Genomic DNA, 20863 nt, shown 5'->3' on the forward strand with positions numbered 1-20863 from the left:
ATTCCATAATAACGAGAATAACTCCATAATAACGAGAATATTCTGAATAATCCTCAATGACACAATGTAGTGTATCGGCGATTTCTCATAAAACATTAATAAAAAACAAAAAAAACGCCACCAATAAGGTGACGCTCTTTTCTCTGGATTAAACTTCTTCTAGAATTCTAGTGTCTACGTTTCCTTTTTTTGGCTCTATTTCAACCTCTTTAAGTAACGCAGTAAAGTGGCGTAGTACTGGCGGTTCGTAAGTAAAGTCCAGACCTTTCACGTTTGCTGCGTTTTCTTTCACTTTTTGGAATGCTTCAATAACAAAGTCCATATGGGTTTACGTATACGTGGCACGTGGAATCGTAAGGCGAAGTAGTTCGACAGTGCGACCATCTTCTTACGGTCTAGCCCGTTCTCCATTTCACGTTTATTGATAAGCACAGGGATATAATGATGTTTATTTGGTAGCAAGTCGCAGATTAGGTAAGGAAGTCATATGGACAAGGTGTCGGCTGCGCGACACCTGTTTTTATACGTTAAATTCAAGCAAAAAATAACGCCGGACTAATATTATATTTCGTTGAAATAGCCTGAATATGTTCTTTGGTTAGCTTGCGAGTGCCATTAAGGATCATGGAAACTAAGCTTTTGCCGCCAATGACATCTTTCAAGTCATCAGCTTTCAGTTGGTATTGATCCATTAAAACGCGTAATGTTGCCACGCCATCATCTAAGCTTTCAATACGAGCATTAAATTCAGCGAATTCATCAGCAGTGTCTTCCCAACGCTCGATCGAAACAGCTAATACTTCGATTAATGATTTATACACATCGTACTCTTCAATCAAGTCATCCATTAACGCTAAAGCGTCTGTGTACTCTTCATCTGTTGATATATGACCCACAAAGCTAGCCATTGAAAATAACTCTAATGCAGTTGATTTTACTTGATTAAAATTTTTCATTTTGACTCCTTAGCATATTTTGAACATAGCTTATCGTATTCAGCATGAGGGACTATGCACTTAACAAACATTCGATTATCTCGAAATTCAATAAAAGTAATTAGCCGTAAATTATTGCCACCAATATCGAGAACATACCATTTATCTTTATACTTAAAGTTGTCTAAGCTTGGATATACATTTTTCATCTCTAATGGATTTGAAAAATTATTACTTTTAAACGACTTATATAATGCTTCAATGGCTGCCGCATCATTCGGATATTTTCGTGCTGCATCACTGAATGGCTTTCTTGATATTACGTGCATAAACACCCCTAAGTTCACTAAATGTGAATATAGCATCAATTAGGACAATTCACAAGTTGTGAAATATGCTCGTTAAGCTTTAGCAAACTGATAAGTACGATAACCACCAATTAAGTTACGTGCTTTAAAGCCATAATTCACTAATTGACGATATGCCACGTAGCCCTACCTGACAGTAGATAATGATCTCTTTGTCTTTTGGCAACTCATGCATGCGTTGACGCAATTGATCAACGGGAATATTGATAGGCTCACCAATGTAACCTAACTTCTCTAGCTCACCAGGATTACGTACATCAAGCAGTAATTGGTTTTCGGTTAAGTGATCAATTTCATCAAAATGGATCGCGGTTGGCTTGCCAGTGACAAAGTCTTGTTCTTCAATGGCACCACCAACCACAGTGGCATAAGTTGGCTTATTCTGTTCAAGAGTGTGGATTATTTTATCCATATCAGGAATATTACGTAGCGAATACGTTAACGGATTATCAATACCCGGAATAGACGGCAAACCACAGTTAGCAAAAGATACAAACGGACCGCGCTCAAACATGATTATTTGCGCATCTTCACTTAAACGGCGAGCGCGTGCCGCAGCCGACGCACCACCAGCAACACCACCAATAATTACAATCTTTGTCATCGCTATTCACTCCACATTTGAGATTAATTAATTTTAATTTGTGAACACACTATAAAACATAATATTAGCAAAGACTAATGTAGGTTAATCTAATTAAGTTAAACCTAAATAAGCATTGACTAATTTAACTTCAGACGTACACTAGGTAACATCAAATTGGATAGCAAGGGACGTCATCATGGAAATGAGCGACATGAAAGAGCGTGCAACCGAAGTTGCCGACGTATTAAAAACCATGACACACCCAGAACGATTAATGGTGTTATGCCAACTTGTTAATGGTGAGGTAAGCGCGAGCCAACTACAGGAAAACTCGACGTTAAGTCAGTCTGCATTTTCACAACATTTAGCGGTGCTAAGAAAAAACAATATTGTGAAGGTACGTAAAGAATCTCAATCTGTTTTTTATTCTTTGGCTGATAAACGTATCGAAGCGTTAATTGCGAGTTTTTATAAAATATTTTGTGAATAATGTTAAGTAGAGGTCAGGATGGAATTTACAATCCCTTGGGCATCATTGTTCGGCGGTATGTTACTTGGTTTATCGGCGATAGTATTGATGTTATTTAGCGGTAAAGTAGCGGGTATCAGTGGGATCATAGGCGGGTTATTAACGCCTAAAAAAAATGAAACCCGTTGGCGTGGTGCTTTTTTAGTGAGCATGGTATTAAGTATATTAGTCGTTGCGCCTTTCGGGTTTTCACTGCCTGATGTGAGCGATAATAATATTTTCGTCGTGATACTGGCAGGTTTATTGGTTGGCTTTGGCTCGCGTTTAGGTAATGGCTGTACCAGCGGTCATGGCATCGTGGGCATGGGTCGTTTTTCTAAACGTTCTATTTATGCAACCTGTGCTTTTATGGCATCAGCAATGTTGATGGTACTTATCCGTCGTCTACTTGGGGTATTGTAATGATTAAACCTAGCCTGTTTCAATCTAAAATAGTACGTATTATGGTCGCAGGCATATCCGGCGTGCTGTTTGGCAGTGGTATGACGATATCTGGCATGGTCGACCCGCATAATGTCATCGCATTTTTAGATATCTTTGGTGATTGGGACCCAAGTCTTGCCTTTGTGATGGGTGGTGCTTTATTGGTTTTTTCACCGTTTTATCATCTTGTGATTAAGAAACGAAAAACAGCCATCAATGGTGAAGCTTTTTCTTACCCGAGCAATAACCACATTGATAACACATTATTATCGGGTGCGATTATTTTCGGTGCTGGCTGGGGATTAGCTGGCATGTGCCCAGGTCCTGCAATAACCAATATCGCCAGTGGCAGTAGTACTGTTTTAGCCTTTGTAATGAGCATGACTATCGGCATGGTAGCCGCAAATAAATATATCGCAGGGCGATGTGCTTTACCACTCCGCTAAGCAGAGAAGATCCGCTCAAATATAGCAAGATATCTGACATCTGACATCTGAGACAAGTTAAACCCTAGGTCCGCTCATCTTTAGGTGTTTCCATCACCACCAGTGTGGTGATGGAATTTACTTGTGGGATCTCGCCTAGCACATCAGAATGAAAGCGTTTATAAGCGGTCAGATCGGCCGTCTCGACGCGAAGCAGATATTCGTTGGCACCCGTGACATTGTGGCACTCGGTCACCTGCTCTACATCCATGATCTGTTCTTCAAAACCACGTTGTGATTTTTTACTGTGGCTCGACAGGCCAATAGTGACATAAGCAATAAAACCAATACCCAGTTTTTTTGAATTTAGCACAGCGCGATAGCCCTGAATAACGTCACTGCGCTCTAGTTCTTGCACGCGCCGTAATGTCGCGGAGGCCGACAATCCGATCCGATCTGCAAGCTCAACATTAGCCAACCTGCCGTTCAATTTAAGCTCGCGCAATATTCTTTCGTCAAACCTGTCCATAACGACCATTCCTTGTGTATTTTCATCAATTAGCGCAAATATAGACACAAAATTTACCGCATACTTGCTTAAAATACAACTACACATAAGAACTAACAAATGGATTGAAAATGGAATATCAACAACTTATAGCTTTAATAACCTTCGCTTTGGTTTCAACCGTATCACCAGGGCCAAACAACATTATGCTAATGACCTCTGGCGCCAATGTTGGCTTTATGCGCACTATTCCCCACATGCTCGGCATTACTTTTGGCTTTAGTTTGATGGTTGCCTTGGTCGGTTTTGGCTTGATGGGACTGTTTACCGCCTACCCAGTTGTGCAGCAAGGTTTACGCATCGCCAGTATGCTTTATCTGCTTTATTTAGCGGTTAAGATCGCCAAAAGCCAACCCATGACAAACCCAGCAACTGACTACAAACCGATGTCTTTCCTGTCAGCCGCCAGTTTTCAGTGGGTCAACCCGAAGGCTTGGACAATGGCACTAACCGCAATCAGTGTTTATGCCACATCAGCTGAACCACAAGATATTTTGCTGGTATCTCTGATCTTTGGCCTTGTGAACGTGCCTTCCGTTAGCCTGTGGACGACAGCCGGAAAGCAACTGCAGGGTATCTTACAAGCACCAAAAAAAATTAAGATGTTTAACTACAGCATGGCCAGCTTGCTGGTATTTTCAATTGTGCCAATGCTTTGACTTCATGTTGAAAATGATGAGGTATATGCGGTGAGATAACGCTTGGTTTGTGGGTATGTTTACCCACCAACCAACGATGCTACGCTGCAGGGTATATTGTGCCAGAACGTTGTTTCCGTGTCAGATACACAATAGCAGCACTCACCGCTACACCGATGAAACTTAACGACGTTCTCCATTCTTTAATTCTTTCACTCAACCATAATATGCCCATATTTTGTAATATAAAAAGTGACAGCGGTACCCAGATTGGTTGATCGAACCACTGAGGGTAACTAACACCAGCATTCGTCATTTGAATGTGAATGCCAACTGCAAGAGTCGCTACAATCAATAAATACAATCCGAGTAAAACTCGGGCTTTAATAGGTAAAAAAATAATCTAAATCATAGATTTAAGATATTAAAAAGCCGTAAAACGGCTTATTATAAAGACCATACTAAGCTGTGATATTAACTATCGTTATCATCACTATTAACTTCAAATTCTAGAATATCGCCAGGCTGGCATTCTAGTACTTCACAAAGCTTGTCGAGTGTTGATAACCGGACTGCTTTCGCTTTACCGTTTTTTAATATCGAGAGGTTTGCTTCTGTGATGCCAACAGCTTCAGCCAAGCTTTTTAAGCGCATTTTTCGCTTCGCCATCATTACATCTAAATTAATACAAATAGTCATCTCGGTTCCTTAAATCGTATGGCTGTTTTCATCAGCAAGAATATAACCTTCTTTCATCACCCATGAAATAATCAAGATAATAAAACCAAGCACTAGTGTTATAAAATCCACGCCTTCAAATCCAATTGCCAGCATGCGATCACCCGGAGCGTTATTAAACGACAAGATAACCGACATCAATGCACCGTAAACCACAGAAGCACCAACCCAATAGAATAAGCTGTAACCTAACTTCTGGTAACACATGACATTATCGAGCGAAAAGATTTCGTTACGTTCGTAACTGCGAAATAAATTAATCAGCACCTTAAGCGCATACATAATGATGCTGCATAAAAATAAGTTGGCGATGGTGGCTAATATTCGCGTTGTTAACGTTAGTGGTAATTGTGTGTAACTGTCGATGTTGTGACTGAGCTGAATAACGCCGAATGATGTAAGAAAATCATATGATGTTTCAACCGTTAGCCAGTAATAACATACTGCGATTGGAGTTAGCACAAAAAGACTTTGAAAAAATATTCGTGCACGACGGCTTTGCTTTTGAATCTTGGACATAATAAGTAATCCTGTTGAGTAGATAACTGGATACTAAGGCAAAAATAAGTACATTTCAATAATTAATTATTGAATAACGATAATTAATTATTGAATAACAACTTTAATACGTGTTTAACTATTAGATTTACATCATAAATAATCACTAATTTTACGCTTTCTTTACGCGAACAACTGACACTAATTTGCTACAGTATTTACAAATCGTTCTTATGGTCTGTTTGTATGATGTACAAGTATTGGCGTTCTAACCTCATATTCTTCACATTCGTTATATTAATGAGTGCGCTATTAAGTAGCGTTATCATTGATCTGCTGTTCGGTGCCACGATTGCGGTATTACTTATTTTACAGTTAGCCGTGGTGGTCGTAGCCTTACGGTGTAACGCGAAGTTTGCTTATTTTACCGCTATATTCGAAGCCGTGAGTTTCAATTTCTTATTTACGACTCCGCGTTATTCATTACAGATGTTTCATATGGACGATATAGTGAATCTTCTGGTATTTGTCATTGTCGCACTGACAGCGAGTCAATTGGCAGAGCATTATCAACGTCAAAAAAATGAGTTAAAACAAGCTCAGCTTAGAAACAGCATCCTACTCTCAGTTTCACATGATTTACGCACGCCATTAGCGACGATCATAGGCACGCTAACGACCCTAAAAGAGTACATGGAAAAACTCAGCGAAGTCGAAAAAATAGAGTTGTTAGACAGCGCCACAGCAGAAAGCCATCGGCTGCATCAATACATAGAGAATCTGCTTCAGGCAACCAAGTTGCAGCATGGTGCGCTCAAATTCAATAAAAGTGACGATTCCATCTTAAACGTCGTTAACCAAACTATCGATCGTTTTCCAGAATCACGGCAACGCATCAAGCTCATCGCTGCAACGCCATTACCGACGTTGCAGATAAGCAGTTCCTTGATTGAACAAGCTATTTTTAATGTATTAGACAATGCTCTCCGTTACACCCCTTCAGACAAAATGGTCAATATCAACGCCTACCAAGCAGGTGATGAGGTCATTTTAGATATTCAGGATGAAGGCGACGGTATTACGATTGAGCAAGCTGCACATATTTTTGACTTGTTTTATAGCGAGAGTACGCACAAAAATAATGATAGTGGCACCGGGCTGGGTTTAGCCGTCGCGAAGGGTATTTTGACCGCTCATAACGGTAATGTTGAAGCGATACCGATTACTCATGGCTGTCTCATTCGTATACGTTTACCCGTCATTAAGGGAGATCAATAAATGACTTATAAAATATTGGTGGTCGATGATGAACCACAAATTCATACTTTTATTCGTATCTCATTGGCTGCGGAAGGTTTCGACTATATTGGTGCAACATCGATTAAATCAGCTCTGGATATTTTCCATCGGGAACAACCGCATATTATTGTGCTTGATCTGGGACTGCCTGATGGGGATGGCACTCAATTTTTGCAGTCTATTCGTCAAACCGTTAAAACACCTGTGCTTATCCTAACGGCAAGAGATCAGGAAGCAGAAAAAGTACGCCTATTAGAAGCGGGAGCGAATGATTACTTGAGCAAACCATTCGGCATTAAAGAACTTATCGTGCGCATTAAAGTACTTGTTCGTGATTTGGTCGATAACGCGCCGTGCTCCGATATACTCGTCAGTGACCGACTTCAATTACAGAAAAGCACGAACCAAGTATGGCTAGATAATAAAGAAATCGCCTTAACCAAAAAGGAGTTTTCTTTCGTTGAAAAACTCATGAACCAACCTGGAAAGCTAGTGAAACAAGCAGAATTGCTGGAGGACATTTGGGGACACACGCATCGCAATGATACCCATTATCTGCGAATTTTAGTGAGTCAGCTACGTAAGAAATTGAGCGATAGTGCCGATCGGCAACAACTAATAAAGACAGAATCTGGGCTGGGGTACCGCTTAATCTCAGATAACACTGGACGTCATTAATCCTAAAACATCTTTCATTTACTGAACATGACAATACTTAGCGGCGCTTGCGGGTGCTTTTTATCACTTTTTGAACATAGAAAAGGCAGTCATTATGGCTCATTTTACAGTTATCGGTTTGGGGCGGTTTGGTATCTCAGCCAGCTTGGAGTTAATTCATCTTGGTCACACAGTTACAGGGATCGACAAAGATCCTAAACTTGTTGAAAAGTACGTAGAAGAACTGACTCAGGCGGTTATCTGTGATGCTACCGACGAAAGTGTGCTAAGCGAATTAGACCTCGCAAACAGTGAAGCCGTGTTGGTTGCAATAGGAAAAGACATGCAATCTAGCCTGCTTTGCACGTTAGCATTAAAGAACCTTGGCGTGAAAGGTATCTGGGTTAAAGCGAGTACGAAAGCGCATCACACGATAGTGTCAAAACTCGAGGTGTCACGGATAATTCACCCAGAAGAAGAAATGGGGATTCGTGTAGCGCAGGCGCTTAATTACCCAATGGTGAATAACTATCTCTCCATAGGCCATGGACTTTATGTGGTGGAAATTCACATAAAACCAACACTGCATAATAAGCCAATCTCTGAAGTGATTGGTCATACTCGGAATCAGGTGAGTGCGGTTTTAGTTAATCGAGAACAGGAAGTTTTCACTCACATTAATGATGATTTTGTATTACATGTGAATGACACATTATTGTTGTGTGGCACACGTACAGAACTTAAGTACATAGCTCCAAGGTTGGTATAACGTGGTATTGTGGCATCCTTCAATCTCCCCCATTGAGCGAAAACCCAAAGCCGGTAATAAATTACTTGGCGCACCACCGCTCATCTTAAGTGGCAGTTTTGCACTTTTAATTCTACTTGGAACTTGCTTGCTGAAATTACCGATGGCAACGCTAGCGCCTATTTCTTGGTTGCAAAGCTTTTTTACTGCAACATCGGCGGTAACCGTCACAGGTCTCGTGGTGGTCGATACGGGAACTGCATTCACGCCATTTGGTCAAACCATTATTGCGCTACTGATCCAATGCGGTGGTCTGGGGTTAATGACGTTCGCGATTGTCACACTGATTGCGCTGGGTGGAAAAATTAGTTTTTTGCAATGCACAGTGGCAAGAGAAGCCTTTAACCAGACCGACACCTCAACATTGGCATCTACAGCCAAGTCAGTATTGGCTTTTTCATTATTCGTAGAACTGATTGGTATGGTGATTCTCTCGGTATACTGGAGTGGCGAATTGGGTTGGACAACCAGTTTATTCCATGGATTTTTCTATACCATCAGCGCATTTAACAATGCCGGTTTTGCCTTGAGTGCGGATAGCTTAATGCCTTATGTCGCAGATCCTGTTGTTAACCTGACAATTACAGGGCTACTCATTATCGGCGGTCTTGGATTTTCAGTCTGGGCTGATCTACGCCGTAACCGACGCTGGTCGCGTTTGACCGTTTATAGCCGGATGATGATTACAGGCACAATATTCATCAATGCGGTAGCCGTTATTGCCATCTATCTAATTGAATACAATAACCCAAATACCTTAGCGCCACTCAGCGAACAGGGAAAATGGTTAGCATCTTGGTTTCAGGCTGTCAGCCCTCGTACGGCGGGCTTTAATACCTTAGCGATTGACCAACTTGAAGATGCAACCACTGCCATAATGTTGGGATTAATGTTTATTGGTGGAGGCTCGTCGAGTACCGCCAGCGGGATTAAAGTAGTCACTTTTATGTTACTGATTCTGGCTACGTATAGTTATTTGCGGCGTGATGAATCGATCTACGTATTTAAACGTGAAATAGCCAAAGACACGGTGAGTAAAGCGCTGGCGTTGACGATGATATCAATCGGGATCACTTGGCTAGCCATTTTCGCACTGTTACTCAGTGAGAATGCGCCCATGATTGATATCGTGTTTGAAGCGGTTTCCGCTCTGGGTACCGTCGGCTTATCCCGTGGTTTAACGGGCAATCTTTCCGAGTCGGGTGAGTTTATTATCATTTTTATGATGTTTATGGGACGCTTGGGGCCATTAACGCTAGCTTACTTTCTCGCGAGCCCAAGAACAAAAAAACTGCGCTACGCAGAAACTAAACTGGCGATCGGCTAGAATAACAAATACAGAACACTGGCGAGATGACTCGCCAGCATATTGCCAATCATCTAATGTGTAATTAAAACGTATACCCCAGATCAAGTGTATAAGAACGTCCCGGTGCAGCTACTCTACCAGCAGGTGACACATCTAAACCTCTAAAGTAATATTCATTATCAAATAAATTATTTATCGCAAAACCAAGCGTTAATGCTTTATTACCTTGACGATATAACTCGGTTGCCATCGTTAAGTTAACGACGGTATAAGATGGCAATTGACCTGCAGTACCAGAATCATTCTCTTTTACTATATTCGCTAGGTCTGAAAATGACTTGCTATAGTAATAAGCCATTAACCCCAGATCTATCCCGTTAAGATCGTATAAAGCACTGGCTGATACTTGATGCTTAGAGGCATAAGGTAGCTCATTACCAGCAAATGCACCTTCAAGCTGCTCAGTATCCAAGTAATTATAAGCGCCACGCAGTGTTAACTCAGGTAAAACCATTGGTGTGAATGTACCTTCAAATTCAACACCTTGATTGCGGGTTTTACCGACATTGATAAACTGGCTAACAGGTCTACTGTATTGAATTTTATTTTCAAAATCGATACGGTAAAGCGCCAGATTAAGGTTGCTGCTTGTTGTTGGAGTAAAGCGCATACCCGCTTCATAATTCCATGACAGTTCCGATTCAAGGGTTTGACCTTTTGGCCATAATTGACTGATCTGTGGAGTTCTGAGCGATTTTTGTGCATTTGCATAGGTGAACCACTGTTCAGAGAATTCATAACCAACAGTGAAGCTAGGTAAGAACTCGGTAATGTGGTTATCTTGCTCATAATTACTGCCGATATTAGTAAAGGTCATACGTACGTCTTCAACACGTACCCCCGGTGTAAAGGTTAAACTATCGTTTAAAAAACCAAGTTTATTACTCGCATAATACGCCATGGCATGAGTATCCATGTGCCAGTCACGTGGCGTTGTTGTCATACCCGTAATATTATCTGTTTGGTTAAGCTTGTAGCTAATATCTTCGTTAACATAACGCACACCAGCAATCCAATCTTGAGTTATTTTACCGTCGATATATAAGTTCGTTTTGGTTTCAAGACCATATACTTTAAACTCTCGCGGAGACGTACGCAAATCAGTTGGATCTTGCGTGGTGTCGCCCCAATGGTTACCTAAATCACCATCGGTATCTTTACTACTGTTATAAAAATCCCACTGAAAATTACGCTTACTTAGATTACCAAAAGCAATCACATCTACCACACCATAATCAATGATACTTAAGTCACTTAATACATGGTTATATTTAATCGACACCCGTGTAGTATCCGCCGCGAATTCATCATTAGGGCGTAATGACTGATTACGATCGTCTTCATAGGCTTGGGTGTTTAGCGCACCCGGTAGTTCTGTTTCAGCATTATAATATTGCACGGTTGTTTCTAACGTATCGCTATCATTAATATACCAAGCGGTTTGCAACATCCAATTCTGTACGTCTGTATCTGAATGCTCGCGGAATGATTCACCGGTTAAAATATTAGCACTAAAACGTAATGAGAAATTATCCGTCACCGCACCACCTGTACTGATATAAGTATCATAAAGATTATTATTGTCACCGCTAAAAGTGATACGTTCATTAATGCTCGTTTGCCATTGTTCAGGGATTGGTTTTGATATCAGGTTGATAACACCACCAACATTATTTGGTCCGTACTGCACAGCTGCACCACCACGCACAACATCAATTCTGTCAATCATCTGCAAAGATGCAGGGAATAACGATTGTCCAGTATGACCATAAGGCGCTAATGTCATCGGTATACCATCAAGTAAAAATCAACGGAGACAAATTTACTAGATTGGCGCCAATCTGTAAAGCTAAATGATAATAATTTTCATTACTATTGTAATTTTATTTATTAGGCGGCGTTAAGATGTGAATTAGCATCGGGGTTTAGTCGGATAAATATAAAAATATATAACAACGGTGGGGCAGACTTAGATAGCCTGCTTACTTATAAAGTAAATACTGGAACGATTTACAATACTGTATTCGTGTCTTTTTTCCAGGCATTAAGATGTTGATAAATTAAATTCTGTAAACCTAATAGATCTTTATTTTTTAACGCTTCAACTATAGCAAAATGTTCATCTCGAGATTGTGCAGAAACATGAGAACTACGCCAGGCATTACGACTAACCCGAATACCTTTCTCTCTTAATTCATTAATAAGATCACACAAAAATACATTGTGGCAATAGCTATAATAAAAACTATGGAAAGTATAATTAGCCCTTATCTGCGCCTGTAAGTCCCCCGATTCAACCGTCTTAGCAAAGATAACAGCGTGTTCATGTAGTTGTGCTAAACCAGCTTCATCAATTTGCATCATGACCTGACCTGCAGCACCCTGCTCCAATAATAAACGCGTCTCCGTGATCTGTTCACGCTCATCAGCACTGTGAACCCGCACCTTATGACCTCGATAAGGAATATGCTCGAGCACATTACGATTAGTTAACTCAGTGAGAACCTGACGTATCGTAAATCGATTCGCATCCAGCATCTTCTCCAGCTCATTCTGACGTAAAAATCCACAGGTTTCAATTTCATCACTGTGAATTTTGTCCTGTAAAAAATCGGCCAATTCAGCGATACGCTGCTCGGATATGGTTTTTTTTGTCACATGTATCTCTATCTCAGTAGTTGATAGGCAAAATACTAACTAAAAGAAAAATTTATCACAACTGTTAAATTGGCGCCAAAAGCAAGTAACAGACTAAACATTACTGTTATAGTGGGATACACATCGGCTTGTTGGCAATAGGATCGGTAATTATCATCGCATTTAACGCGAACACGTCTTTTAATAATTTGCTGGTAAATATCTTATGTGGCTCATCCTGAACAATGATCTTCCCCTTTTTCATCACTACCAGATGATCGCAATAGCGACAAGCTTGGTTAAGATCATGTAATACCACCACCAAGGTTTTTCCCTGCCGATTCATCTTTCGCATCATTTCCATTAATTCTATTTGGTAAGTCAAATCAAGATACGTGGTCGGCTCATCGAGCAAAATATAATCTGTATCTTGTGCTAACACCATCGCGATCCACACCCGCTGACGCTGTCCACCAGATAGACTATCCACAGAGCGATCTGCTAGATCGCATAACCCCGTATCGACAAGCGCGGCTTGTACTGCATCTCGATCTTGTTGGCTTAATCCGCCCCAGTGTGAAAGATAAGGATTACGTCCACAACTCACCAGTTGTCGAACACTGATCCCTTCAGGGGTGATCGGCGATTGCGGTAATATTGACAGCAGTTTTGCTCTGCTTTTATGGCTTAATTTACTTAAATCTTGCCCAGCCAGACTCACCTTACCTTTCGCCGGTTTTAAACTACCGGCAATCGTTTTAAGTAACGTCGATTTACCGCATCCATTAGGACCAATCAACGCGGTAATTTTACCTTTCGCAATCGTGATATTCAGCTCGTTTAAAATCATTTTACCAGCATAACCGATAGTTAAATTTTCAATAGTTAACACATTACCAACCTTTATATCGATGTAGCAAAAAAATGAAATACGGCGCACCTAAAATAGCCGTCAGCACCCCCGCCGGCAACTCTAATGGAGGCGCGAGATTACGTGCTAACGTATCAGCACTAAGCACTAATAAAGCACCCACTAAAGCCGCAATGGGTAACACGAGCTTATGTCTAGACCCAACCAATAACCGAGCCAAATGCGGTGCCAACAAACCAACAAAACCAATAGTGCCACACACCGCCACACTCACACTCGCGAGTGCTACCGCAGAAAGCAAAGCCATCACCTGTAGACGTTGAGTATCCACCCCCAATGCTTCAGCCGTGTCTTCACCTAATGCAAATAAATCTAAACGCCAAGCTAAGTAAAATGAAAACGGTACTAGAGTTAGTAACCAAGGTAACAGTGGCCAAATGTAACTCCAGCTACGTCCCCACAAACTCCCGGTCAGCCAGATCATGGCACTGTTTACTTCAATAGGGTGTATCACTAGCAGAAAATTGATACAGCTGGATAAAAAAGCGCTCATCGCAATACCAACCAGCGCTAAACGTGCTGGACTCGGTTGTTGCCAGCGACTCAATAACCAAATTATCAACGCTGCACTAAATCCGCCGAGCAATGCGACGACAGGCAACCAAGCACTGCCGATATTAGGCCAAATCAACAATACGGAACAAGCCGCCAACCCTGCTCCACCACTGACCCCCATCAGATCTGGTGACGCTAATGGATTACGGATAATCCCTTGCGTTAATACGCCTGAAACCGCTAAGCCAATGCCCACCAAAATAGCAATTAAAATTCGAGGCAGACGATAATGATTGATGATGAAATCCTGCTCTCCACCTTGCCATAACGTCTGTAATACCGTATTGATCGACAACGTTTGCGCACCAAAAATTAAACTCATACCCGCTAACGTCAGCAGTAGCGCCACGCCACCAAATAATAATTGTTGATAACGGTTCATCTACGACTTACCTCTTAGCACTAGATAGATAAAGAAAGGTGTCCCAATCAGCGCTGTCACAATACCAACCGGGGTTTCTGCCGGTGGCACGATGCCCCGAGAAAGTAGATCCGCCCAGCACACCAGTGCCCCGCCAATCAGCCCACTGGTGGGCACCAGCACAAAATAGTTATGACTAAATAACGCTCGGGAAATATGTGGGGCAATCAAGCCAACAAACACAATTGGTCCAGTAAGCGTCACCGAAATAGAGGTAAATAATAATACCGTCAAACACACTCGTATTTTAAGCCAGCTGGTATTGATCCCTAAGCTACTCGCAGTTTGCTCTCCTAATGCGGTTAGATTAAGTCCCCTGCACGTTGACAACGCTAACAAACATGCGCATAAGCTAACCGGCCACAGCTGTGACCAGCTCTGCCAATCGACTTCACTCAGTGATCCGGATAACCAATGCAGCATGCTATAAGCCATATCATCAGCAATGATCAGCGCGGCACGCGTAAGGGATGTCAATAAGCCATTAATCGCAATACCAGCAAGTACAAGTCGTAATGGATTGGCATTATGCTGTAATCCTCCACCTAACAAGAAAACCAATAATCCCCCCATTAATGCGCCGCAAAAAGTAGCAACTTCACTCGGGATATGCGTAAGAACAGCGAAACCGATACTGTTTAATGCCATCAAACAAGCCGCGCCAGAATTAATCGCAAATAAGGTCGGTGAGGCGAGAGGATTACGTGTCAGCCCTTGCATCAATGCGCCAGCAATACCGAGGTTTAAACCAATCATACAGGCGACTAAACTACGTGGTAAACGCAATGCAAAAATAATCTGTTGATTAATATCATTATCATCAGGTGCACTAATAAGTCGCCATATATCCCCCACCTGTAACAAAAACTCGGATTGGCTATATAACGAAATAATAAAACCAATCAACAGCACAGAACATAATGCCAACGCTTTCAAATAACTCATTCGTTTAGTATCTAAGTACATACTCATCGTTTCGCATAACTGGCGAGTTCGATTGCCATCTGCTCGGCAGCGAGCATGCCCGAAGCCAATGACCAAAGCGACGGTGAGACTTCAATTAGCTGCTTAGACTTAGCCACAGATAACAGCTTCCATAATGGACTTTTCTGCCATTTATCCAGTACCGTATTTTGAGTGTATTTCCCGACAAATAACCAATCCGGATTGGTCTTTAGTAATTGTTCAAAACTCGTTTGTAAATAAGCATTATCAATATCTGCAGACAGCGGGCTGCTTAAACCTAGTTCCGCAATAACGCTTCCAGCATAGGAGGCGGGACTATGCAACCACATCCCTTTGTCAGTAACAACGGCAAATTGAAATGTTGCCGCCGTTTTCATTTGTTGTTTTAAGTGCTGCATGATAGCTTTGTGCTCAGCTAAGCGATTGACGACCCGCTCACTTTTATCTACCGCCTTTGCAATTTTCTTCATAACGTCGAGGTTTTCTTGGTAATTAATGCCACGATTCTTTAATAATAAGGTGGGTGCAATGCGTGTTAGGTCTGCATAAATAGACTGGTGACGACCGGTATCAGCAATAATCAGATCCGGCTTCAATGCGGCGATCGCTTCGATACTAGGCTGATAACGAGAACCTACCGATTGCCAATCAGCAATACGATCTCGCACATTTTTTATCACTCTATTTTTATCACCATCATCAGCAATACCAATAGGGGATACTCCAGCAACGGCAAGAGCATCAGCAAATGAAAAGGCTAATACCACGATACGAGTTGGTGTTTTTGTCAAGGTTAAGGTACCAGCATCATGCTCTACCGTAGCAGCTTGAACTGAATGCATACCTAATAGCAGTTGGATTATGATAAATAGTTTAAAAATAAAGGTAGGTGTTGTGGACATTCCATACTCTCGATGAAAATAATCGCAATGATAATGGTTATCGCAATCATTGTCATTAACTGTTGTGCTATTTCATCATATAGAACTACATTTTGGCTAGCTACAATTACCCAGTATTTTATGGCATCTGAGATGATTTTGGATTAACCGAACGGCATAATACGATCACCATTGAAGTTCCCCTAGCTGAAGCAAGGGGATTCTTGTCGTCTACGGTTTAGGCATTGCAATATTAAATTGCGTTAGTCTTCTAAAACCTCTTACAAGCATTTAACGTGTCGGTACTACCTACCGCCACAAATTATTTAAGCTGCTAGTCTTAATCCCTCTTTATGGATATTGATAGCAGCATTATGATCTCTATCGTGAACAGCGCCGCATGCGCAAGTCCACGTCCTGATCGCTAATGACCACTGCCCAGCGTATAACGCTCCACACTCGCTGCACATTTTAGACGAAGGAAACCACTGGCTAATAGCTGATAATTTACGCCCGTACCAATCAGCCTTATATTCTAACTGTCTTGCTATTTCACCGAAATTAGCATCATGGAGATGCTTTGCCAACATCGACACCGACCGTTTTATTAACAATCGGCAGCTGTTTTATCGCTTCTTTCACTAGTATTGAAACAAAATACTTACCTGATTTAGTCTTGGATACGGTAAGTGAACTGGGTTTTCCAGTGAAGTAGCGCGACCACTTTATTTTAAGCGGTTGCTTCATTTTAGCGAGTAATAATGATTGTTTATCTGCATCCCATTTGAACCCGTTACTCATGTAACTGGCTGATTGATAATGATGCTTTGATTTAAATTTAGGGTAACCAAACCCTGACTTAAAAAAGGACTGAAAACCTTTGTTAAGGTGTTTTAGCGCCTGTTGCAAAGGCACGCTTGATACGTCTTTCAGCCACAAAAAGTCGGGGTTTTACGTCAAAGATGATAAATGAACATTGTTTCTAGGTGAGAATCTTGAAGTAACTTGGTTATAGATACGTAAAAAGCCAGCGACAGTAAGACGCTGGCTTTTTACGTATCTATATTTTCACACTGGCTTTATCATTCAAATTACGCACAAATACCGATATTTGCAGCCACATTTTCAAACCAAGGCTGGCTTTCGCAATCGAGTTCGGCATCAAACTGACGTGATAACATTGATTGAACTTTTTTAATTGCATCACTGGCAATCAACACCTTCTCTCCAGCGACATCATTATTTTTTAAGGCCAGTTCATTCGCATAATTCAACAAATCTTCAACAGAATCTAAATTAAAAGAAGCTGTATGTAAGATATCAAGACTTGCTTGCGTATAGTTGCATGAACGAATAAAACGAATTTCTTGCTTAACACGAGAAACAAGCGCTAAACCATCGTTTACTAAAATTTCAAATTCCATTGCTAGCACCCCAAATAATTTAGTAAAATTATAATCGCCTAGGAAAAAAACGATGCTGTTTATTACTATTTTTCATTATAACGGTTTAAATGATTATAAATAATAAGATAGTTGTTTAATAAGTAACTCGCCAACAATAGTTAAAACTAGCACCAATAATGCTGAGAAATAAAATTAAACCCCATGTTAGGCACTATTTTACGCGTATAACCGCAAATAAGTGAAACACAGTTAAACACAGTTAAACAGAAAAATAATTCTAATTATTCAACAAAACTAAATCCACAATTTGTATGCATTTTCTAATTTAAAACCCTATTCTAGCTTCAACAAATCGAAACGCACCCTGAAAGGATAAAAACCATGACACAATTAAACGTAGTTGATACAGCGAAGAAACTTTGGAGTAGCAAAGACGAAATTGCTAAAAACATTTGGTTAGCAGGCCTTGGTGCATACGGAAAGAGCATTGATGAAGCGAACAAAGTTTCAGACAAATCTTCAATATTATTCGAAGAACTTGTTGCTAAAGGCACTAAGATTGAAGAATCAGCTAAAGCAAAATTGTCTGATAAAAAAATCTCTACTGAAGTTTTAGAAACACGTGTAAACCAAGTGTTCACTAAAATTTCAGGTGTTGACGGCACTAAAGTTGACGCATTAAACGCAAAAGTTGATGAATTAACCAAAGCAATTGCTGATCTTAAAAAGTAATTGTTTCACGTTAATCGACATGGTGAGCCAAAGCTCGCCATTTTTCGTTTAAAGGCTATTTTGAATATCTAGACATAATAAGCACAAACACAACTGGTTAATAAACCATCTGTAGAGACATGTCCCCTACAGAATGACATATTAACTCTGACTCAAAACGTTATTTAATAATCGATACACCTTCAACGACAGCCACAGTACTCGCATCAGTACGTTCTATTGTTTTAACCAGCACTGATTGGATCGTTTCATCTTCGCGGGCGTCAGTTTTACTTGCAAACTTTTGCGCTTGTGGCGCTGCGCCTTCTTCTGACGTAAATGTCACCACAACCTCTGTCGCGATGTCAGCCGTTGCACCAAAGTACTCGAATGATACAACTGGGTAGCCTTTGAAGCCTCTTTTGGCTAGCTTTTCGATACGTTTTTTTGCTTTATCTACATTCATTTATCTGAATCCTAGTGGTCATAAAACCTGAGAGTATATAATACAAGATATCTGGTTATTATCTTAATTATATTTCAGCAATTAAACCGTATATATCGCTACGCTATCGTAAAGTTTAGTGGCTTCGGTATTAAGCACATTAGACTGCTCATTCGCATCAACCGCGTTTTCGGATAAAATATCGGATACATTATTAATGTTGTTCACATTTTCAGATATCTCGCCTGTTACCGCGGTTTGTTGTTCTTTGATTATGTTACTGTTTTCATGTGATTTTGATTGGCTTGGCTCAGTTCACCAATTTCATCTTCATTACTTGCATCAAGACGATGCGTAAGATCACCGCCTCCGGCCGCGATCTCTTTTAAGATGTCGTCACTTTAAGCAGTGGATTGAGTGATTTTTTAATCAATAAGAACATAAACAAAGGATTAGTTGTGACGGCCACCTAACAATGTAGGGCTCTTTTCTTTCATTTCATAATTAAAACGAAAGTTGTATGGGTAATAATAACGCCCGGCAGTATTCATTTAGAGTAACTAAGACGAACAGCTCAGTACCATCTTGCGTCCCCACTCTGGCGGTAATGCAGCGAACTTTTCAAACTCAGGGTGTTCGGCAAATGGATTGGTTAATACTTCAAGTAACTCATTCACCAGGCTATAGTCATAATCTGTTGCTTGCGTGATCGCTTGCTGCGCTAAGTAATTGCGTAAAATATACTTAGGGTTAACTTGATTCATGCGTACTTTACGCACCTCATCTACGCTCGATTCTAAGACCAAACGTTGCTGATATTTAACCACCCAGGCATCAAATGCTTCTCGGTCGATAAACTGATCGCGTATTGGGCTATTATCAGCATCCTCTGCGCTATCAAAATCACTTAATGAACGGAAGAAGTAAGTATAGTCCACCGCACTACCTGCCAATATTTCCAGCAAGTTTTTAATCAACTCACCATCCGTATCGTGCACTTGTTGTAAACCGAGTTTACCGCGCATCAACTCACGAAATTTCGCTAAGAAGATATCATCATAGGTTTGCAGTACTGCATTTAACGACTCGACATCCATGAACGGCGTCAACGCACGACCTAACGCCATTAAGTTCCAGTAACCCACTTGCGGTTGCTGATTAAAGGCATAACGACCCGAATAATCGGTGTGGTTACAAACATAAGCAGGATCGAAGTTATCCTGAAACGCAAACGGACCATAATCAAAGGTTTGCCCTAAGATCGACATGTTATCGGTATTCATCACTCCGTGAACAAAACCAACTGCTTGCCAATGTGCCATTAGCTCTGCAGTTGTGGTCATCACTTGCTTATAAAAAGCTAAGTAAGGTACATCTGCGGTTAAGGCATCCGGGAAATGCTTGGTTAGGGTATAATCTAGCATCAGCTTCAAATCGTCTAACTGCTGCGTATAATAAAAGTGTTCGAAGTGGCCAAAACGCACATGCGATTCAGCAACACGCACCACCATGGCTGCTTGTTCAACTTGCTCACGCATCACAGCATCACTACCGACAACCACGCTTAATGCTTGCGTTGTTGGAATACCGAGGCCTTGCATTGCCGCACTGCATAAATACTCACGAATGCTTGAACGTAATACCGCGCGACCATCACCTTGACGGCTATAAGGCGTTTTGCCTGCACCTTTTAAATGTAGATCCCAAGTCGTGTTAACTGCGTCATCACAGCCTTTTACCTGCGCTAATAATAAACCACGACCGTCACCGAGATCAGGGTTGTAGTGACCAAACTGATGACCGGTATACTTCATTGCCAGTGGTTCGAACCCACTTGGTAGATAGTTACCAGAGCATAGTTGCAATAACGCATCGCTATCAGCGTCAGCATTATCCAAGCCTAACAAGGCCAATACTTGCGGATTTAGGCTGACCATTTTCGGGTCGCTGATGCCATCAGGCATTTGTTTGTTATAAAAATGCGCGGGCAAGGTCGCATAGTGATTATCACACTTAAGTGAATCGATACCTGCTAGTTTATAATTACTAGAGTCTGGTTTATTCATGAT

The 20863-nt window shown here is 41.1% G+C and carries 28 protein-coding genes and 1 pseudogene; 9 read left to right on the forward strand and 20 right to left on the reverse strand.

Translation table 11 applies throughout. The annotated features are described in order from the left end of the window. Positions 1 to 148: 148 nt before the first annotated feature. The 4 genes from MORIYA_RS08405 to MORIYA_RS08420 form a co-directional block, all read right to left on the reverse strand. Entirely contained in the window at positions 149 to 322 is a 174-nt protein-coding gene (locus MORIYA_RS08405) for a hypothetical protein (RefSeq protein WP_232011562.1), read from the reverse strand. 211 nt (positions 323 to 533) lie between these two features. Further along, positions 534 to 956 carry a helix-turn-helix domain-containing protein gene (locus MORIYA_RS08410; protein WP_112714325.1) on the reverse strand — a complete coding sequence of 141 codons (423 nt, stop codon included), beginning with the start codon at positions 954 to 956 and terminating at the stop codon, positions 534 to 536. Beyond that, a complete protein-coding gene (locus MORIYA_RS08415) occupies positions 953 to 1264 on the reverse strand; it encodes a type II toxin-antitoxin system HigB family toxin (RefSeq protein WP_112714327.1) in 312 nt (103 codons plus the stop codon). Before MORIYA_RS08415 ends, MORIYA_RS08410 begins: the two co-directional genes overlap by 4 nt. Before the next feature lie 124 nt (positions 1265 to 1388). Then, positions 1389 to 1907 (reverse strand): rhodanese-like domain-containing protein, encoded by a 519-nt coding sequence (locus tag MORIYA_RS08420; protein WP_232011563.1) that lies wholly within the window; start codon positions 1905 to 1907, stop codon positions 1389 to 1391. A 178-nt stretch (positions 1908 to 2085) separates the two neighbouring features. Between MORIYA_RS08420 and MORIYA_RS08425 the strand changes: the two genes are divergently transcribed. Genes MORIYA_RS08425 through MORIYA_RS08435 form a run of 3 tightly spaced genes read left to right on the forward strand, consistent with a single transcriptional unit; the run spans position 2086 to position 3287 of the window. Further along, positions 2086 to 2379 (forward strand): ArsR/SmtB family transcription factor, encoded by a 294-nt coding sequence (locus MORIYA_RS08425; RefSeq protein ID WP_112714329.1) that lies wholly within the window; start codon positions 2086 to 2088, stop codon positions 2377 to 2379. An 18-nt stretch (positions 2380 to 2397) separates the two neighbouring features. After that, positions 2398 to 2820 carry a YeeE/YedE family protein gene (locus tag MORIYA_RS08430; RefSeq protein ID WP_112714331.1) on the forward strand — a complete coding sequence of 141 codons (423 nt, stop codon included), beginning with the start codon at positions 2398 to 2400 and terminating at the stop codon, positions 2818 to 2820. After that, positions 2820 to 3287, forward strand: coding sequence for a DUF6691 family protein (locus MORIYA_RS08435; RefSeq protein WP_112714333.1), 468 nt, complete (start codon positions 2820 to 2822; stop codon positions 3285 to 3287). The genes MORIYA_RS08430 and MORIYA_RS08435 overlap by 1 nt, the downstream gene beginning before the upstream one ends. Positions 3288 to 3351: 64 nt before the next feature. On the opposite strand, the gene MORIYA_RS08440 is transcribed toward MORIYA_RS08435, so the two are convergent. Further along, on the reverse strand, positions 3352 to 3795 hold the full coding sequence (locus tag MORIYA_RS08440) for an Lrp/AsnC family transcriptional regulator (protein WP_112714335.1): 444 nt from the start codon (positions 3793 to 3795) through the stop codon (positions 3352 to 3354). 110 nt (positions 3796 to 3905) lie between these two features. On the opposite strand from MORIYA_RS08440, the gene MORIYA_RS08445 reads away from it, so the two are divergent. Then, positions 3906 to 4493 carry a LysE family translocator gene (locus MORIYA_RS08445; RefSeq protein WP_112714337.1) on the forward strand — a complete coding sequence of 196 codons (588 nt, stop codon included), beginning with the start codon at positions 3906 to 3908 and terminating at the stop codon, positions 4491 to 4493. 79 nt (positions 4494 to 4572) lie between these two features. On the opposite strand, the gene MORIYA_RS08450 is transcribed toward MORIYA_RS08445, so the two are convergent. From MORIYA_RS08450 to MORIYA_RS08460, 3 genes are all read right to left on the reverse strand, one after another. Beyond that, a complete protein-coding gene (locus MORIYA_RS08450) occupies positions 4573 to 4827 on the reverse strand; it encodes a hypothetical protein (RefSeq protein WP_112714339.1) in 255 nt (84 codons plus the stop codon). 119 nt (positions 4828 to 4946) lie between these two features. Then, a complete protein-coding gene (locus tag MORIYA_RS08455) occupies positions 4947 to 5171 on the reverse strand; it encodes a helix-turn-helix domain-containing protein (RefSeq protein WP_006031345.1) in 225 nt (74 codons plus the stop codon). A 9-nt stretch (positions 5172 to 5180) separates the two neighbouring features. After that, positions 5181 to 5729: a DUF2975 domain-containing protein gene (locus tag MORIYA_RS08460; RefSeq protein ID WP_112714341.1), complete on the reverse strand. Its 549-nt coding sequence runs from the start codon at positions 5727 to 5729 to the stop codon at positions 5181 to 5183. Between the two features lie 228 nt (positions 5730 to 5957). Between MORIYA_RS08460 and MORIYA_RS08465 the strand changes: the two genes are divergently transcribed. The 4 genes from MORIYA_RS08465 to MORIYA_RS08480 all read left to right on the forward strand — a co-directional run bounded on the left by MORIYA_RS08465 (position 5958) and on the right by MORIYA_RS08480 (position 9799). Next, on the forward strand, positions 5958 to 6986 hold the full coding sequence (locus tag MORIYA_RS08465; protein ID WP_112718513.1) for a sensor histidine kinase: 1029 nt from the start codon (positions 5958 to 5960) through the stop codon (positions 6984 to 6986). Next, positions 6987 to 7685 carry a response regulator transcription factor gene (locus MORIYA_RS08470; protein WP_112714343.1) on the forward strand — a complete coding sequence of 233 codons (699 nt, stop codon included), beginning with the start codon at positions 6987 to 6989 and terminating at the stop codon, positions 7683 to 7685. It abuts the gene before it with no gap. Between the two features lie 94 nt (positions 7686 to 7779). Then, the gene (locus MORIYA_RS08475; RefSeq protein WP_112714345.1) at positions 7780 to 8433 is read left to right on the forward strand and encodes a potassium channel family protein; all 654 of its coding nucleotides are present in this window, start codon (positions 7780 to 7782) and stop codon (positions 8431 to 8433) included. 1 nt (position 8434) lies between these two features. After that, entirely contained in the window at positions 8435 to 9799 is a 1365-nt protein-coding gene (locus MORIYA_RS08480) for a TrkH family potassium uptake protein (RefSeq protein ID WP_112714347.1), read from the forward strand. A 64-nt stretch (positions 9800 to 9863) separates the two neighbouring features. Here the strand turns inward: MORIYA_RS08480 and MORIYA_RS08485 are convergent. From MORIYA_RS08485 to MORIYA_RS08520, 9 genes and pseudogenes are all read right to left on the reverse strand, one after another. After that, positions 9864 to 11636, reverse strand: a pseudogene (locus MORIYA_RS08485) (TonB-dependent receptor family protein); the annotation flags it as partial. Positions 11637 to 11851: 215 nt separating this feature from the next. Beyond that, complete coding sequence (locus MORIYA_RS08490; protein ID WP_112714349.1) at positions 11852 to 12499, reverse strand: GntR family transcriptional regulator; 648 nt, start codon at positions 12497 to 12499, stop codon at positions 11852 to 11854. A 106-nt stretch (positions 12500 to 12605) separates the two neighbouring features. Continuing rightward, the gene (gene fecE / locus MORIYA_RS08495; RefSeq protein WP_112714351.1) at positions 12606 to 13370 is read right to left on the reverse strand and encodes a Fe(3+) dicitrate ABC transporter ATP-binding protein FecE; all 765 of its coding nucleotides are present in this window, start codon (positions 13368 to 13370) and stop codon (positions 12606 to 12608) included. Position 13371: 1 nt separating this feature from the next. Then, on the reverse strand, positions 13372 to 14346 hold the full coding sequence (locus MORIYA_RS08500; RefSeq protein ID WP_112714353.1) for a FecCD family ABC transporter permease: 975 nt from the start codon (positions 14344 to 14346) through the stop codon (positions 13372 to 13374). Beyond that, complete coding sequence (locus tag MORIYA_RS08505) at positions 14347 to 15351, reverse strand: FecCD family ABC transporter permease (protein WP_232011565.1); 1005 nt, start codon at positions 15349 to 15351, stop codon at positions 14347 to 14349. It lies immediately after the preceding gene. A gap of 2 nt (positions 15352 to 15353) precedes the next feature. Then, on the reverse strand, positions 15354 to 16253 hold the full coding sequence (locus tag MORIYA_RS08510) for a Fe(3+) dicitrate ABC transporter substrate-binding protein (RefSeq protein ID WP_112714357.1): 900 nt from the start codon (positions 16251 to 16253) through the stop codon (positions 15354 to 15356). A 305-nt stretch (positions 16254 to 16558) separates the two neighbouring features. Further along, positions 16559 to 16822 carry a zinc ribbon domain-containing protein gene (locus MORIYA_RS21010; RefSeq protein WP_162629228.1) on the reverse strand — a complete coding sequence of 88 codons (264 nt, stop codon included), beginning with the start codon at positions 16820 to 16822 and terminating at the stop codon, positions 16559 to 16561. Then, positions 16800 to 17033 (reverse strand): hypothetical protein, encoded by a 234-nt coding sequence (locus MORIYA_RS21015; protein WP_162629254.1) that lies wholly within the window; start codon positions 17031 to 17033, stop codon positions 16800 to 16802. The genes MORIYA_RS21010 and MORIYA_RS21015 overlap by 23 nt, the downstream gene beginning before the upstream one ends. A 290-nt stretch (positions 17034 to 17323) precedes the next feature. Further along, positions 17324 to 17656 carry a hypothetical protein gene (locus MORIYA_RS08520; RefSeq protein ID WP_112714359.1) on the reverse strand — a complete coding sequence of 111 codons (333 nt, stop codon included), beginning with the start codon at positions 17654 to 17656 and terminating at the stop codon, positions 17324 to 17326. 363 nt (positions 17657 to 18019) lie between these two features. Here MORIYA_RS08520 and MORIYA_RS08525 point away from each other — a divergent pair, with 363 nt between their 5' ends. Further along, positions 18020 to 18370: a phasin family protein gene (locus MORIYA_RS08525; protein ID WP_112714361.1), complete on the forward strand. Its 351-nt coding sequence runs from the start codon at positions 18020 to 18022 to the stop codon at positions 18368 to 18370. Between the two features lie 160 nt (positions 18371 to 18530). On the opposite strand, the gene MORIYA_RS08530 is transcribed toward MORIYA_RS08525, so the two are convergent. The 3 genes from MORIYA_RS08530 to MORIYA_RS08535 form a co-directional block, all read right to left on the reverse strand. Continuing rightward, a complete protein-coding gene (locus tag MORIYA_RS08530) occupies positions 18531 to 18815 on the reverse strand; it encodes a hypothetical protein (protein ID WP_112714363.1) in 285 nt (94 codons plus the stop codon). Between the two features lie 251 nt (positions 18816 to 19066). Continuing rightward, positions 19067 to 19186, reverse strand: a complete 120-nt coding sequence (locus tag MORIYA_RS21785; protein ID WP_162629306.1) for a HAMP domain-containing protein — start codon at positions 19184 to 19186, stop codon at positions 19067 to 19069. 168 nt (positions 19187 to 19354) lie between these two features. Next, positions 19355 to 20860 carry a protein adenylyltransferase SelO gene (locus MORIYA_RS08535; RefSeq protein WP_112718515.1) on the reverse strand — a complete coding sequence of 502 codons (1506 nt, stop codon included), beginning with the start codon at positions 20858 to 20860 and terminating at the stop codon, positions 19355 to 19357. Positions 20861 to 20863 lie beyond the last annotated feature (3 nt).

The sequence above is a fragment of the Moritella yayanosii genome (genome assembly GCF_900465055.1).
In the GTDB taxonomy this organism is placed as follows: Bacteria; Pseudomonadota; Gammaproteobacteria; order Enterobacterales; family Moritellaceae; genus Moritella; species Moritella yayanosii.